Here is a 15430-nt window from a genome sequence, read left to right on the forward strand (position 1 = left end):
ACTGGGTTATGATTTGTGAAGCGTTTAGCGGATGGAGGTAAAAAACGTCCGGACATCCGCCACAAATAGATCCGGCACCTCCATTGCGGCAAAGTGCCCACCGGTGTCAAACTCCGACCAGTGGGCGATGCTGCCGTCGCGGTCGACTAATCGGCGGATGGTGTTATCGGCGGCAAACACGGCTACTCCCATGGGTATAACCTTCGCTTCCGACTCGCCGGTTGCCCACGAACCGTCTCCGTCGCCACCGGCCGACCAATCCGCGGAGGCAGTGGGCGGGGCAGGATACATGTTTTCATAGATGAACGTAGCGGCCCCGGCCCCGTTGCCCATGAACCAGTACAGACTGACGTTGGTCAATAACTGGTCAATGTCGATAGCGTCTTCGGGGAGCGCTTTCTGTGGGTCAGTCCATTCTTTGTATTTCTCCACGATCCAGGCCAACTGCATCACCGGCGAATCGTGCAGGCCGTAGCCAATGGTATGCGGTCGGGTTGATTGAATAGCCTGGTAACCGCGCCCCTCCCGCGTGAACGTCTGCATCCGCTCCAGCCGTACCTGCTCTGTTGGCGATAGATCATCGGCTCGTTCCAAAATAGCAAGTTCCTCCGCCGTTGGTTCGGGGAACGGTTCCGGGCCGTTCAGGTGAATCCCGATGATGCAGTCTGGATATAGCACGCCCAGTAACGAAGCAATACCGGCTCCGGCATCACCCGCCTGTACGCCGTAGCGCTCGTAACCAAGCTGTTTCATCAGGGCCGCAACCGCGTGGGTCGTGCGCATCAGGTTCCAGCCGGGTTGGGTCACGACCGGCGAAAGCCCAAGACCAGGCAGCGAGATGGCCACGACGTGAAACGCCGGTACCGACTCGGCCGGATTGACCAACGGCTCAATCACCTGCATAAAGTCGACTACTGAACCTGGGTAACCGTGGCACAGCAACAGGGGCTGCGCATCGGGAACGGCCGACCGGACGTGTATGAAATGAATGTCCTGACCGTTGATCTGGCTGATAAACTGCGGAAAGCAGTTGAGTTTGGCTTCCTGTTTGCGCCAATCGAAGGAATGCCGCCAGTAGGTCGTTAGTTTCTTCAAATAGCTGCCTGGAACCCCACGGCTCCAGTCATCGATGGGAAGTTGATGCGGCCAGCGGGTGTTGTCAAGGCGTTGGAACAGATCGTCCAGATCAGTCTGGGGTACGTGAAGCGTGAACGGATGTGAGGTTTGCACGGGCGAAAAAGAGATGTAGTAACTGCGTTTATGTACTACAAATTACGCCTTTTCGACCGGGGGCCGACTGGTCTAATGTCGGTAAAAATGGTAGTTTTTGACGCCCGTCTATTGCCTTGAAACAAGCAGCGAATAAGGGATTTATTGCCTCCGATACGCTAACGGGGTTACGCCCTCCCGGTTGCGGAAGGCTTTCGTGAAGTACGACGTATCGGCGTAACCGAGGTAGTAACAGATTTCCTGGACGTTCATGCTGGTCTGTCGAAGCAGGCTTTTCGCTTCCAGAAAGATCGTATCATCAATGATGGTTTTTGCCGACCGGCCGGTATGGCTTTGCAGCACTTCGCTGAGGTATTTGGGGGTCACATGAAGCCGGGAGGCATAGTAGGCAACGTCTTTTTTTACCCGAAACTCCTGAGCAACCAACTGGTGAAACCCCTGCACCAACTGCGCCACCCCCGACAACCCCCGGCTACCACTCTGATCGTTGCCGTGGTGAATTTTACGGACCAGCATCAGCAGCGAATACGTAAGGCCAGCCACGAGTTCAGGCTCGTTGCCAAATCGTTTAAGTGCCTCAAATAGACACTGTACGTTCGTTCTGTTTTCGTCGTCTAACGTGATCACGTGCTCACCGCCGGGCTGAAAAAAGGGCAGCGAAGCCCAGAACGAGCTGTTGACCAGCGGGGTGAGCAACTCCTCCCGGAACAGAATGGTGTCGGCGGGTACGTTCGGCGAGTCGTACTGCCACTGCGCCACAATGCCCGGTCCAATGGTGATCAGAGAACCCTCCTGCATCTGATACTGCTGGCTACCCACCCGGAATGAACCGCCTGACCCGTACAGGAGACCGATGCCGTGGAAAAAATTACGGAAAGGGAACCGGATGGAAGCGTCGTGGTAGGTCTGGTGGTCAACCAAAACGTAGTTCCTGTCAGGACTATCGGCATGGTTGGCTTTGATGTACGCGTACACATCAAACGAATCCAGGTCCATTTTTTTGTTCATAGGCAACGGGAGTGAAGGGCAGGCGTTCGCCCGGTCAGCGATGGTGTAACTCGCCCGGAAGATAGCCAAAATGTTTGCGAAAGGCGTGGGAGAAGTGGTGAACAGGCTGGGCGCGGGCACCTACGTTTTTTTATAAGAAGCACGAGTTCCGAACAATAGCTGAATACGTACTGCCCAACGGTGGCCCAACGTACTAGACCATGAAACGCTTGCCATAAACAAAACATCAATGCGAATCCCGCTTCACCTCGCTGCCCGAGCCACCCCTCAGGAAATCGAAATCAGCGCCTTCGTGCGCCTGGGTCACGTGGCGGATATATAAATTGACGTAGCCCCGCGAATAACCCAGATCAATCGGTTTGAAATGAACCAGCCGACCGGCTAGCTCTTCGTCGGAGACGTGCAGGTGCAGGCTCCGGTTTTCGACGTCGAGGGTAATGAGGTCGCCGTTTTGCACAAGGGCGAGATTGCCACCTACGGCCGCTTCGGGCGATACGTGTAGCACGACCGTTCCAAAGCCGGTACCGCTCATTCGTCCGTCCGAAATACGAACCATGTCGTGAACGCCGAGGGCCAGCACCTTGGCGGGTAACTGCATATTGCCTACTTCGGGCATACCAGGATAGCCCTTGGGACCAACATTTTTCAGGACTAATACGCAGCTCGGGTCAACATCCAGGTCAGGATCGTCGATGCGTGCTTTATAATCGTCGATATTTTCGAAGACGACCGCACGACCGGTATGTTGCATCAGGGCGGGCGTAGCGGCCGAAGGTTTCAGCACGGCTCCGTTGGGACAGAGATTGCCCCGCAAGACAGCCACCCCGGATTCTGGCTTAAACGGCTGATCGACCGTCGCGATTACAGCCGGATCGTAACATTGGGCTTCGGCGCAGTTCTCGCCAATCGTACGGCCATTGACTGTCAAGACATCGTTATGCAGGTATTGGCGGAGTTCGCGGATTACCGCAGGCAATCCGCCGGCGTAAAACAAGTCCTCAACGAAATGCTCACCCGAGGGCTGAAGATTGGTCAATAGTGGAATCCTGGCCGAGATCCGGTCAAAATCATCGAGCGTTAGCTCAACGCCTACGCGACCGGCAATGGCCGTCAGGTGCAAGATGAAGTTCGTGGAGCCCCCCAGAGCCGCGTTGATCATGATGGCATTCTCGAACGCCTGACGGGTCAGCAGCTGTGACGGCGTTACGCCCTCGCGCACCAGCTCAACGGCCCGCATACCCGTCAGGTGAGCGAGCACTTTCCGGCGCGAATCGGCCGCCGGAATTGTGGCGTTGTCGGGCAATGCCAAACCCAGTGACTCAACCATCGCAGCCATGGTAGAGGCCGTACCCATAACGGCGCAATGCCCCTGGCTACGCGCCATGCTGGCTTCGGCTGCGACAAACTCCGCCTGCGACATCAGCCCCATTTTATAGTCTTCGGCAAATCGCCACAAGTCGCTCGTGCCAATCTTACGGCCCTGAAACCGCCCGGCCAGCATGGGTCCGCCCGACACAACCATTGTGGGGATATCGACGCTACAAGCCCCCATGACGAGCGAAGGCGTTGTTTTGTCGCAACCGCACATCAGGATAACGGCATCGAGCGAATTCCCCCGGATGCTTTCTTCCACATCCATGCTGGCGAGGTTGCGGAACAGCATGGCCGTGGGTTTAATCTGGCACTCGCCAAGCGACATGACCGGAAACTCCAGCGGAAAGCCCCCCGCTTCCCACACCCCTCGCTTGATGGCTTCGGCCAATTCGCGGAAGTGAGCATTGCAGGGCGTTAGCTCCGACCAGGTATTACAGATTCCAATAACGGGCTTCCCTTCAAACTCGTGGTGCGGGAACCCCTGGTTTTTCATCCAGGCACGATAAATAAAGCCGTCTTTACCGGTGCGGCCAAACCAATCTTGAGAACGAAGGGGCATTTTTTATACAGCAATTGGCAACCGCCAGTGAGATAGAGTAATCAGTACGTAAAAAAGCCGACAAGCCGGGCAATCTACCGCTATTTATACGTTATGAGCATAGGTTCGCCAGTCAAATCGCCCGGTTATGAAAATTCTACTTTGCAGCGTACTCAGTATCATTAGTTTATTCTCATTACAGGCGCATGCACAGCGTCGATTTTCGATCTCGGTGACGGGCGCACCCGCTTATAGTTACACTGATTTTACGGGTACTGTGCTTATACCGGGAACCAATGGGCAGTTCGTGCCAACTACCCTCACCAGCGAATCGGCCTTCTTCGGTGTTTCGGTTGGCGCGATGGCTTCGTACCGGTTTAGCCGGGAGTGGTCGCTCTCAACCGGGCTTTGGTATGATCGGCTTACCCAAACAAAACCCGACCCTAGTCCGGTCAGCGCCGACGCCAAAATCATTATGTCGTCGCTGAAGATTCCGGTGTTGTTCAACTACAAACCGTTCACTACGCGGCTGGCTCCTTATTTCACCGTTGGCGGGTTAATCAACCAGGCGCAGCCAACGCGGCTGATCAATGTTTTAGCCCCCAATACTGACGAAAGCATTCTATTTGCCAGCAGTGCTACGTATCGTGCCGTACTCGGTGCTGGCGTGACCTACCGGATCAATAACCACTTTTCAGTGATTGTGCAGCCGATGCTCTTGTACCGGTTTCGGCCCAATCGAACCTACGAGCGGTTTGTTTCCTACCAGCTTAACGGGCAAACGCAGCTCGTTTATACGTTCTGACACGTACTCAGATGTCCTGTCATTTGCCACTCATATCATAATAGAATCATAACATACTGAAGAATACATCCTGAAAGCAGGCGTATGACCTTTGCGGTGGTTAACGTTTTATCGCAATCCTATACTTCTTATGTTCAGCTTTAAAGGCTTAAAGCACACCCAGTTCACCTGTCTTCTGATTGGCTCCCTGCTGATGGGTTGCCAATCGGCAAACGATCTTACTCCTTTTGAGACCAACAATCCCCTCCGCTCGGCTCGCGCCCAGGCCGTTACGCTGTCAGAAGGGTTCGAGGTCGGTTCGAGCAGCCCCAAGACAGCCTACGATGTGGCACCGACGGGGTCATCCGGTGGCGATAACGTAACGCTGCAAGCCAAATCCTGGAACGTTTACGACGCGGTAATTGGTAATTTAAGTGGTGACAAGAAAGTTGGTTCCTGGTCGGCCAGGATTCGTAATACCGGTAAAATCACCATGCTATTCGACGTTACATCGGGAGCCAGCACGGTTACGGTCAAACACGCGACTTATGGCACCGATGCCGCCAGCCAGTGGGGCCTTTGGTATTCAACCAATGGAGGCAGCAGCTGGACGCAGTCGGGCACCAACATCACGACAACCGCTTCGCTTCAAACCCAAATCTTCACGCTGAACGTTTCGGGCTCGGTGCGGCTGGAAGTTCGCAAAGTGTCGGGCTCAACCAACCGCATCAACATTGATGATCTTGTTATCAATGATTACGCCGGTGGTGGCGATCCTCCGCCGACAGCTACCGGTAAGAAGTTTTTGTTCGATGCCAGCAAACGCGAGAATGCAGGCAATGCCGACTGGCAGATTGATGCCGATGGAACGGAGTCGGTGCCGACGTACACCGGTGGTACAACTACCGAAACCCGCGCCCAGCGTTACCCAACGCCATCGTACACGGGCATTACCTCATCAACCCCCGAAACCTACTGGAAAGGTGGTATGTCGGCTTGGGCAGTTGAGTTAGTAAAACGGGGTAATTTGGTTGAGTCGCTGCCCAATGGCACAGCCATCACCTACGGCAATGCGAGCAATGTGCAGGACCTGAGCAACTACGATGTGTTTGTTGTGATTGAGCCCAACCGCTTGTTTACGGCTTCTGAGAAGACGGCCATTATGAACTTCGTATCGAACGGTGGCGGTCTGATGATGATTGCCGACCATACGGCCCCTTCGCTGACGGGTACTGACCCGAACGGCTACCTGCCTTCGGACCGGGACGGCGACGGTGCCGATTCACCAAGAGTCTGGAACGACCTGATGTCGAACAACGGCATTAACAACAATCGCCCGTTTGGCTTTACTGTCGATTACGTAGACATCGACGAGCAACCGACGACTAAGGTGTACACCGGTAGCAACACGAACGCCCAGAAAGTGTTGAACGGCGTAGCGGGAACGTCCTCGAAGCTGGCCTTCTACGCGGGCACCTCGGCCACGCTGTATCCGACCAACAACACAACCGTTCAGGGGCTTTTCTGGCGAACGAGCAGCACGGTTGGCAGCACATCGGGCGTGATGGCGTTGCTGTCGACCTACGGCAGTGGCCGAATCGTGTTCGTCGGCGACAGTTCACCTTCCGATGACGGCACGGGCGATACCGGTGATAACCTCTTCAATGGTTGGTCGGGTGATGCACCATCGGGCTATACATCACATCCAGCCCTGCACATCAATGCTTCGCTGTGGTTAGCTAAGCTTCAGTAATAGCGACCACTTGCGACTGTCTTTCCAGAGGGAACCGGTCTCGGTTCCCTCTCTTTTTTGACACCTTTACACCAATCGAATTCCGTTTTCTTCGAGCGCGATTTTCCGTTCCCGGTATAGCGTACCAACGGCCTTTTTAAAGGTCTTCTTGCTCATTTCGAGCGTTTTGTAAATCTCCTCTGGTGGGCTGTTGTCAGTTAAGGGCAGGAACCCATTCTCGGCTTTCAACGTAGCCAGAATGCGTCGGGCGTTGGGTTCTACGTTCTCGAAACCGGGTTTTTGCAGGCTCACGTCCACCCGGTTGTCGTCGCGGATGTGCTTGATATAGCCAATCAGCGGATCACCGGGCCGAACTGTGCGGAAGATTTCGTTGCCGTAGACCAAACCCTTGTAGCGGTTATTGATAATGACGTTTACGCCCAGATCGGTTGTTTCGTAGGCCAGTAACTGCACCTCTTCGCCAACGAACAAATCACGAACGTCAGGGTCCAGAAACCGGTTGACTTTGCTCGAGGCTACCAGTCGGTTCGTTTCTTTGTCGAGGTACATGAACACGACGTACCACTGCCCCACTTCCATCGGGCGACTCTGCTCGCGGTGGGGCACCAGCAAATCCTTTTCGAGCCCCCAGTCCAGAAACGCGCCCGCACTGGTAACAGCCACGACCTGTAACGACGCAAATTCGTCGCACTGAATGGCGGGAGTGAGTGTGGTGGCGATGGGCCGATCTTCGGAGTCGGTGTAGACAAACACATCGATCTGATCGTCGACACTCAGGCCATTAGGTACGTATTTGAACGGAAGCAGGATGTCGTTGTCATAGCTCTGGCTTCTGCGGTCGGAGAGGTCGCCGAGGAAAAAGCCGACGCTGGTCTCGCGTAGCGCCGTTAAGGTATTGATTCGTCCGATGTCAATCATGAGTAGGTACAGATCCGCCCATTAGCACGAAGCGGGAAACTGCTTAACAAAGGTCGGATTTTTACCCGGAGATGCGACCCGTTAAAGAAAAATGACGGATTCTGGACTTACGAACAATCCAATTGCCATGCACAGCCGACCCATTAGAAGGCGACTTATGGCCATTGTAAGCCAGACAAAATCGGCTTCATAAAGTGTGGCCTACCGTTTACTCATTTCGTTGATTCGCAGTTAATAAGTTTCACATCTTTACATCTGGGTCACTGGTTGCGCAAGAAATAAGCGGAATAAATCAGCGCTGTGAAGAACTATAAAAGTTTCAATATCAATAAGTTTCAGTTCCGCCAATCTGCGTACTTGTATATGTTGGGTGCAGTCCAAAAAATTACCTATGTGCCAGCGTCTTGGCGACAAGTTGCACGGCTCGTTAGGGCAGCTTTGGGCTTGCGGGGCGGGTTCCGGCTGATAAGCCAAACGCCCCAGAGGTCAGGATTTTGTTGATTAGGCGGGTTGAGATCGACAGACCAAACGCCCCCGTTAGGCAAGTTTAGGTTTGTAGGCCGACATCTTGGCGACAGGTAGCACGCCCCGGAATTCGGGTTTTGACAAAATCTGTTACAAAAGTTCGGCAACAGCCTATAAGTATAAATTGCTCGAATCTGTGTTTATTTGATTATTATCAGCGTTAAAAGCGACCTTTTGTGGTAGTTCCTATTGTTACGAGCAAAACAGGAATCTTAAATCAGATTTCTATTCATAAATATGCTTTTTCAGAAGAATATAAGACTAATTCTGATAAGCGGAATAAATTTATAAGTTGGTTAGAGCATCAATGCTTGTACGAATTAGCAGAAGATTATTTCACACTTTTGCAACCTCTTCAATCCAAATCCAACTCTCAGTACGAACATTTGCAATCGGTTTACATAGCACCACCTTTTGCTAATACTACCAAGATTTCTTCTTACCTCGGTCATTTATTAAGAACAAACTTGTCCTCTTTTTACAAGCAATTCCTAAACTATAACACCTTTGTAGTTGAAGGTGTAAATTTTTTACCCTTCAAACTTCTTAAAGCATTCGAGTTTAATATAGAAGTCTTTACTGACGGAGTTTTTTTGATTCATTTTTTGCCTGTTTCAAAAATTGTTAGTAATACACAATTAACATCGGTTTACTTAAATAATCTCAAAACTGCATTGGTTACTTCAAACGTGGGTGACCTAGAAATCAATGTAATTTCCTTAGATAAGTTTAAAAGTAGAAAGTTCAGAATAATTGAAGATTTTGACAGGATCACACAACTAACTTCTGGTGGTAAATACGTGGGGACTTTTGACTATCACTTTTTAGCCACTTTTTCACCTGAGATTTTTGCAAAAATTACTGAATGCACAGTAAAAGAAATTAACAAGTCTTTGCATTTTTTGAGAGAAGTAATGCAGAAGGTTAAACTGCCTGATTTTATTGAGTTTTCCAGTACTAAAGAGTTCACTAAAATTGACACGAATATATATTCTAACCAGTCTAACCTACTAATAGGGGGTAACTTTGCCTGTAAAGAGCATAAGGCTGCTTTTTACAAAGGTGTTTTTCAGCCGGTCAACGGCAAATGTATTTTGCCAGTCTATGCCGGAAGCAATATTAAACTTAATATGTTTGAAGAATTGTTTGGAGTGTTTAACCAAGGCGGAGCCGATATACAAATTTTACAACCTATTCAACTGCAACCGGAGGAAAATTCATTTATAGATTTTATTAAATCCTTGAGAACCAAGTATAAAGAGAACCTCTTGATTATAGTTTTTACTGAATTTAAACTGCCCAAAACTGAATTAAAGTCTTTACAAAAACTGGGAATTCAAACTCAAATTTATTTGGGTCGTCAGGATAAGTACCAAATGTCGAATTTTGTAGTTAAATGTATTGAAAAGTTGGGTGGGATATTAAGTGTTATTAGAAGCACAAAAGAACCTAACACAACGTATTTTCTTGGAATTGACTTGGGCCATTCCACACAAGAAGGACAGAAAACTTCTAATCTTGCAATGGTTTTATTTAGCTATCAGGGAGTTATAATTAAAAAAAGTGTAAACAAAAATATACCGAGGAATGAAGCATTAACCGTAGATGCCATTGAACGTCCTTTAAAAGACATCTTAACTTTTCTAAAAAAGAAAAAACTTCCTTTACCAAACAAGCTAATAATACATCGAGATGGAAAATTGCATAAATATGACATTGATAATATTTTGACCAAAATTTCAGAGTTGTTTGATATAGACTGTGTAGATATTGTTGAAGTCATTAAATCAGGGTATCCCGTAATTGCAAAATATGATAGTAGCAGTAAATCATACATCAATTGGCAATCTGGTGAAGCATGGGTGCTTACACATCAAAAATATGCAATTATGGTAACTAATACACAAGTAGAAGAGCAAGGGAGAATTATCAATCCTATAATTATCAAATATAAACTCGGGCAAAGCGATTTTGAAAATATACTTTTTCAAATATATTGGTTCACTAAAATATATACTAATGGTTTGTATAATTCCACAAGGCTACCTGCTACTACTTTGAAGGCAAACAATATTGTCAGTACGAGTACCGTGACTCATATATCTTCAAATTTGGGATAGCTTTGCAAAAGTACATTACGCTCCGCATGGCTGGCTTGTGTGCAACAGGTTGCAGGCCGCAAAGTCGAGGTTTGACAACCCAACCGCCCGTGTGTGTAAATGTCTCCCTACGGTCGTCATCACCACACGGAGCCGTTGGGTGCTGTCTAAGCCGTTTTCGTATACCGCGTTTCGTGTGACAGGGTAACGTACTTGAGACAGCGTTTTTTTTACATATATTACCACAATTTTTTTACTTATTGATGCGTGAATTAGTCTGTAAAGAAAGCCACTTCCTTCTTCCAGAAGAACGCCTGCACTAACTTACGGTCCTTGTCTAACAAACGGACCTGTTCAATCACGGCCACTGTTAAGTCTGTCAAACAAAGAAATACCCGGTTCTTTAGCCCTCCCTTGAGCTGATTCCAGACCAGTTCTGTCGGGTTTAGCCGCTTCGGCGGTCCGATCTGGGCTGTAGGCCGGTAAACATTCCAAATGAACGCGGCCAGGCCGCTCGCTCAAGAAGGCTTTTACCGCTTCACCACGATGAATTGGTGCTCCGTCCCAAACGATTAGCAAGTCCCGCTTGCGGTAACGCCCACAGAGTTTACTCAAAAACCACGCGATATCTTCACCCGTAAACGAACGGTCTTGACCAGCCAGGTAGATCCGACCGTTAGGAGCAATGGCCGCAATCAGACTGAGGTGGTCGCGACCGGCCTGCTGCTGCAAAATTGGTGTTTGGCCCCGGGGAGCCCAGGTCAGTCCTAACATAGGCAACAAGTAACAGGCCGATTCATCCACATACAGGATGACGCGCCCTTCAGTTTGGGCTTTTTTTGAGCTCGGGCAAGCGTTCGGCTCGCCATTGCTCGACCCGCTGTAGGTCCTGCTGACGGGCTTTGGGTTGAGGCTTTTGCCGACTCCATTCCAGTTTCTTTAACAAACGCCCTACCTGGGAAACATCATAACTCACACCAAAGAGCTTTTTGATGACTTGGTTCACCCGAGGGCGGGTCCAAATCTGGCCCGGAAATCCGTGCGCTTCTGCTCCTTTATTTAGCTCCTCCACTAACTGAGCCAACTGCTCATCGGTCAAGCGGCAGGCAGGACCATGGGGTTTGCGCCAAGCTAAAGCGGCTTGCCCTTCTTGACGGTATTTCTTCAGGGTTCGACTGACCCAACCTTCCGTCAGGCCCAAGGCCTGGGCAATGGTAGCTTGCTTCCAACCCTGATCTTTTAAGTGAGCGCATCGCCGACGCAATAGCTCGTAGTCCGACGGTGTATAAGTGGTCATAGATTACAAAAGAATCAACCTTTACAAACCTACTCACACATCAATAGTACCTCTTGGCATGGACACATACTCAACTCAGCCCCTTACCGAAACGGTGACAGACTGTCGCAACTGTGGCAATAAAGTTGATGAGAATTTCTGCTCGCGCTGTGGACAACCCGCGACCTTAAAACGAATCAACGGGCATTACATCATCCATGAGATCGAGCATGTTTTACACTTTGAACGCGGCATCCTTTACACCGTCAAATCTTTGCTACTCACCCCAGGACAAGCAATTAAGGGTTTTTTTGTTGAAGATCGGAATCGGTTGGTAAAGCCGATTATTTTTATCATCGTCACGTCGGCTATTTATTCTCTCATTAGTAGCGTTCTACACATTGAAGATGGCTATGTCAAATTTAGCGAACAAAACCCATCCATAACCGGGAGCATCTTCAAATGGATTCAATCACATTACGGGTATGGCAATCTCTTAATGGGAGCATTTATTGCTCTTTGGCTGAAGCTACTTTTCCGAAAATTTGACTACAACTTTTTTGAAATTCTTATTGCGCTCTGTTTTGTGATGGGCATGGGAATGCTGGTTTTAGCTGTGTTCGCCATTCTCGAAAAGCTGACGAAGACTTCACTCATGCAGGTCGGTTCTTTTATCTTTATTATTTATGCCAGTTGGGCAATCGGACAATTTTACGATAAGCAACGCAAGACAAACTATCTCAAAGCCTTTGTGGCCTATATACTTGGGATGATCTCATTTATGCTCGTGGCTCTTGTCATAGGTATAACAATAGATTTCGCGGTCAATAAAAACAAGGGCAAAGACTTTACTAATAAAACATCTATACAGTTTTAGCTCTGCTGCTCCATGTTGTCGGGGGACAAGAATCATTTGTACGCACTGCGTCCTCCTAGCCCAACAAAAGCGAGGGTGTAAAGGTAGCGATGTCCCTGCGTTTGCTCCATCTTGCGGTATCCATCAGCCCTCGCGTGGTACTGTCTTTGAAAGCAAGAAAAACGCTATAATTTTTTCAAGAGTCGACTAACTCTTCTATATTCGCCTTCTCAAGCACGTCCACTTGTGGCCGATGCTGTGTAGCCCCAGCAGAGGGGGCTACTTTTTTTTGTCCCACACTCACAAAAGCTCCGTCGTATTTCTCCTCCTTTTTCCATAACGCATAGATCACTGTCAGCAACTTGCGCTGTACTGCTACATACCCCTTCATTTTGACTTTAGTACGGTACGCTCAAAGACCCGCTCGTAGAGGCCCACAAAGGGCTTCTGTTCATAACGAACCACCATCAGAGCCGACATGTGTAAACCCCGCCGTATCCGGTGATTGCCCCGCTTGCTGATCCGCGTCTTGCCCACTCGTTTGCCGCTCTGATTTTCCACTACGTCATACCCCGCGTAGCTGACCAACTGGCACGGTCCGCCGTTGCGGTTGATTCTCGAACAAGGTAAACTCATTTGTCTCAGTGATCAGATTGGCCACGGTGAGTAACCCCACTCCCTTGATGGCGCAGATCTGTTCCACTTTGCGCTTCCACTCCGGGTTATCATTAACGGCTTTGGCGATTAATTTTTCGCATTCGGTAATTTGTTTCTCCAACTCATGAATGAGTTTAGTCAGTTGCTTTTTAACCTCTGGGGAGGTATAGATACTTAACTCCAAATTCATCAACTGATTACCCATCTGGGTTTTAACTTCTTGTAAATGAATCTGCTGACGAGTCAACTGACGTAGTTTATACATGGCTTCGCTAAGGGGTTGCCAGGCCTCAAGCCACTGTTGACAGGCCATCGTTGCCAGCCCTTGAGCATCCACCCCATCGGTCTTAGTTTTCAGGCCTAGGGCCTTAAGGTAATGCTTGGCTTTCTGGGGCAGCACCACACAAACATGCGCTCCACGCTGATGCAACGACAGGGCCAACGGCTCATAGTAGACGCCTGTGGCTTCCATCAGATAGTAAAGCGGCAGGCGCTTTTCTTTGGCATGGTGGTCAACCCAGCGGTGAAACTCGGTGATGCCTTTGGCAGTGTTCGCAAAGCTATGGGTGGCTTTAATTTTGATGCGCCCTCCCTGATCGATGGCACTTAGAGAGGCATAAAATTTGTCCTTGCCCATGTCAACGCCTACTCCATACTTTACGGCACTAAATACGGCTTGCATCGCATAAAAAGTTTAAGATAAGAGATTGATTATGCCATTACTCTTTCTGAATTTAGCACATAATTCTTCGTTGCAGCAGAGCCACACGATTGGGTACTGTTAAGTTTTAGAAAGAAGTAGGCCGGGCCACGCCCCACGAACTATGTCATCCCCGAAGGAAGCATTTGCGTTGGGTTCACGCTTTTTCGATCTACCAATGGCTTTAGGTAAAGTTGTACTTTTTTGGTTCACTTTCTTGAGAGCGAAGATATGGGCGTTGGGTGCGTGTCCATAAAGTGTTTGCAAATCAGCGTCTTGGCGACAGGTAGCGCGTCACAGGGGTCAAGTTTTAGCTTCCACGTCCAGCGTTCGGGTGACAGGAAGCGGGCCGCAGAGGTCAGGCTTTTTGCTTGTTCGGCGGGTTGCGGTTAACATGAGAAACACCCCGGTTGGGCAGGTTTGGATTTACGGGGCAGCATCTTGGCAACAAGGCGAACGCCCCGAAAGGGAAGTCTATATTTGTAGCATCAGTAGTTTTACACCTTAATATGGTCGCAACTAAAGATTACTCTAAACTCACACAGGATGAGTTAGTGGCAGAAGATAAGAAGATGAAATCAGGGGCCACTGCAATAGCTTTTGTTATCGGTATGCTGATAGGCGTAGCCGTTTGGACAGCTACTTCTGGCAAGTTTATTTTCACTGTTGGTCTGTTAGCGGTTGCCCTGTTTATTGGCTACCGACATGAACAAAACAAGAAAGCCCTAAAGGCTGCGATCAGTCGTAAAGAAGCTCATCAATAAGGGGGTCTTTAGCTCCACCTGGGTTGGCCTCGTGCGACAGGTTGGTCGCCCCCAAAGGAAAGCGGCAGCCCAACGGACAGGGGGTGTACATGTCTCGCTATGCTCGTCATCAGCCCCTGGGTCGTTGGGTGCCGCAACAAGCCGTTTCGTGCGACAGTGTGAACGCCCCGCATGGGCAAGTTTGGGCTTCCATTTCGGTGTTTCGGTCGACAAGCCGAACGCCTGAGTTGGGTTGGGGTCGTCATTTTGGGGTTTCGGGCGACAATGCGAATGCCCCGGTTAAGTCAGTTTCAAAACAAAATCGTAAATCAATGAAAGAGTGCAAAGTTGAAGCCCTGATTTATTACTCCAAATTAACGCTGGACTCGGAACACATCGTCAAGAAGTCGAAAGAAGAAATTCAGCAAAAGCTGGACGAATACACGGCTCAAGGCTACCGATTAGCCTCCACTACCTCCACTAATTTTGGAGCCGCTATTTATATTTACCTGTTCTTTGAAAAAGAAAGCTAACAGGGTTTCTCGCTCCGCGTGGGCGGCTGCCGGGCGACAGGCAGCACGCCCCTTCGTAAAGTTTTCAGCCCAACATCCACTGTGTTCGCGGACGAACGAACCCCCGAAAATGTGATGCCTTTCCCTGTTGATTACCAGTGCGTTAAAAACATTGCATACATTCTGCTGAGTGTGTAAAGGCAGCAGGTCCGTGCGTAGTTTTAAGTGTCTTGCAAGGCCATAAGCACTCAGGGTCGTTGGGTGAAGCATCCAAGCAATGCGCGAGTGCCAGCGTTCTTGTGACAGGCCACTCGTCTCGTGACAGGCCACTCGTCTCGATAGGGTAGTGTTTAGGCTTTTATTTCTGAATTTCGGGCGACAAAGCATACGCCCCAGTTAGGCAAGTTAGGCTTACAAATCAGGTTATGCTCGGCGATATCTAATACTAACAAAGTGT

At 49.6% G+C, this 15430-nt stretch carries 14 protein-coding genes; 6 read left to right on the top strand and 8 right to left on the bottom strand.

The window, feature by feature from the left end:
• Positions 1 to 24 precede the first annotated feature (24 nt).
• The 3 genes from ACFSUS_RS01150 to ACFSUS_RS01160 all read right to left on the bottom strand — a co-directional run bounded on the left by ACFSUS_RS01150 (position 25) and on the right by ACFSUS_RS01160 (position 4171).
• Positions 25 to 1230, bottom strand: a complete 1206-nt coding sequence (locus ACFSUS_RS01150; protein ID WP_381517905.1) for an epoxide hydrolase family protein — start codon at positions 1228 to 1230, stop codon at positions 25 to 27.
• A 141-nt stretch (positions 1231 to 1371) separates the two neighbouring features.
• The gene (locus ACFSUS_RS01155) at positions 1372 to 2238 is read right to left on the bottom strand and encodes a helix-turn-helix domain-containing protein (RefSeq protein ID WP_381517908.1); all 867 of its coding nucleotides are present in this window, start codon (positions 2236 to 2238) and stop codon (positions 1372 to 1374) included.
• Between the two features lie 226 nt (positions 2239 to 2464).
• Positions 2465 to 4171, bottom strand: coding sequence for an IlvD/Edd family dehydratase (locus ACFSUS_RS01160; RefSeq protein ID WP_381517911.1), 1707 nt, complete (start codon positions 4169 to 4171; stop codon positions 2465 to 2467).
• Between the two features lie 127 nt (positions 4172 to 4298).
• Here ACFSUS_RS01160 and ACFSUS_RS01165 point away from each other — a divergent pair, with 127 nt between their 5' ends.
• Positions 4299 to 4955: an outer membrane beta-barrel protein gene (locus tag ACFSUS_RS01165; protein ID WP_381517914.1), complete on the top strand. Its 657-nt coding sequence runs from the start codon at positions 4299 to 4301 to the stop codon at positions 4953 to 4955.
• A gap of 130 nt (positions 4956 to 5085) precedes the next feature.
• Positions 5086 to 6687: a hydrolase gene (locus ACFSUS_RS01170; RefSeq protein ID WP_381517917.1), complete on the top strand. Its 1602-nt coding sequence runs from the start codon at positions 5086 to 5088 to the stop codon at positions 6685 to 6687.
• Positions 6688 to 6753: 66 nt separating this feature from the next.
• On the opposite strand, the gene ACFSUS_RS01175 is transcribed toward ACFSUS_RS01170, so the two are convergent.
• Positions 6754 to 7605: a CvfB family protein gene (locus ACFSUS_RS01175; RefSeq protein ID WP_381517918.1), complete on the bottom strand. Its 852-nt coding sequence runs from the start codon at positions 7603 to 7605 to the stop codon at positions 6754 to 6756.
• A gap of 701 nt (positions 7606 to 8306) precedes the next feature.
• Between ACFSUS_RS01175 and ACFSUS_RS01180 the strand changes: the two genes are divergently transcribed.
• Positions 8307 to 10250 (top strand): Piwi domain-containing protein, encoded by a 1944-nt coding sequence (locus ACFSUS_RS01180; RefSeq protein ID WP_381517921.1) that lies wholly within the window; start codon positions 8307 to 8309, stop codon positions 10248 to 10250.
• A 333-nt stretch (positions 10251 to 10583) separates the two neighbouring features.
• Here ACFSUS_RS01180 and ACFSUS_RS01185 read toward each other — a convergent pair whose 3' ends face one another.
• Both ACFSUS_RS01185 and ACFSUS_RS01190 read right to left on the bottom strand, forming a co-directional pair.
• The gene (locus tag ACFSUS_RS01185) at positions 10584 to 11003 is read right to left on the bottom strand and encodes a transposase (RefSeq protein WP_381517924.1); all 420 of its coding nucleotides are present in this window, start codon (positions 11001 to 11003) and stop codon (positions 10584 to 10586) included.
• Between the two features lie 49 nt (positions 11004 to 11052).
• Entirely contained in the window at positions 11053 to 11526 is a 474-nt protein-coding gene (locus ACFSUS_RS01190) for a winged helix-turn-helix domain-containing protein (protein WP_381517927.1), read from the bottom strand.
• Positions 11527 to 11584: 58 nt separating this feature from the next.
• Here ACFSUS_RS01190 and ACFSUS_RS01195 point away from each other — a divergent pair, with 58 nt between their 5' ends.
• Positions 11585 to 12382: a zinc ribbon domain-containing protein gene (locus ACFSUS_RS01195; protein ID WP_381517930.1), complete on the top strand. Its 798-nt coding sequence runs from the start codon at positions 11585 to 11587 to the stop codon at positions 12380 to 12382.
• A 366-nt stretch (positions 12383 to 12748) separates the two neighbouring features.
• On the opposite strand, the gene ACFSUS_RS01200 is transcribed toward ACFSUS_RS01195, so the two are convergent.
• Together ACFSUS_RS01200 and ACFSUS_RS01205 are read right to left on the bottom strand one after the other, a co-directional pair.
• Positions 12749 to 12922 carry a transposase gene (locus ACFSUS_RS01200; RefSeq protein WP_381517932.1) on the bottom strand — a complete coding sequence of 58 codons (174 nt, stop codon included), beginning with the start codon at positions 12920 to 12922 and terminating at the stop codon, positions 12749 to 12751.
• Between the two features lie 4 nt (positions 12923 to 12926).
• Positions 12927 to 13700, bottom strand: coding sequence for an IS110 family transposase (locus ACFSUS_RS01205; protein ID WP_381517935.1), 774 nt, complete (start codon positions 13698 to 13700; stop codon positions 12927 to 12929).
• A 527-nt stretch (positions 13701 to 14227) separates the two neighbouring features.
• Between ACFSUS_RS01205 and ACFSUS_RS01210 the strand changes: the two genes are divergently transcribed.
• The gene (locus ACFSUS_RS01210) at positions 14228 to 14482 is read left to right on the top strand and encodes a hypothetical protein (RefSeq protein ID WP_381517938.1); all 255 of its coding nucleotides are present in this window, start codon (positions 14228 to 14230) and stop codon (positions 14480 to 14482) included.
• A gap of 89 nt (positions 14483 to 14571) precedes the next feature.
• Positions 14572 to 14994, top strand: coding sequence for a KH domain-containing protein (locus ACFSUS_RS01215; protein WP_381517941.1), 423 nt, complete (start codon positions 14572 to 14574; stop codon positions 14992 to 14994).
• Positions 14995 to 15430: the final 436 nt, after the last annotated feature.

The sequence above is a fragment of the Spirosoma soli genome (assembly GCF_042684525.1).
GTDB lineage: Bacteria > Bacteroidota > Bacteroidia > Cytophagales > Spirosomataceae > Spirosoma > Spirosoma soli.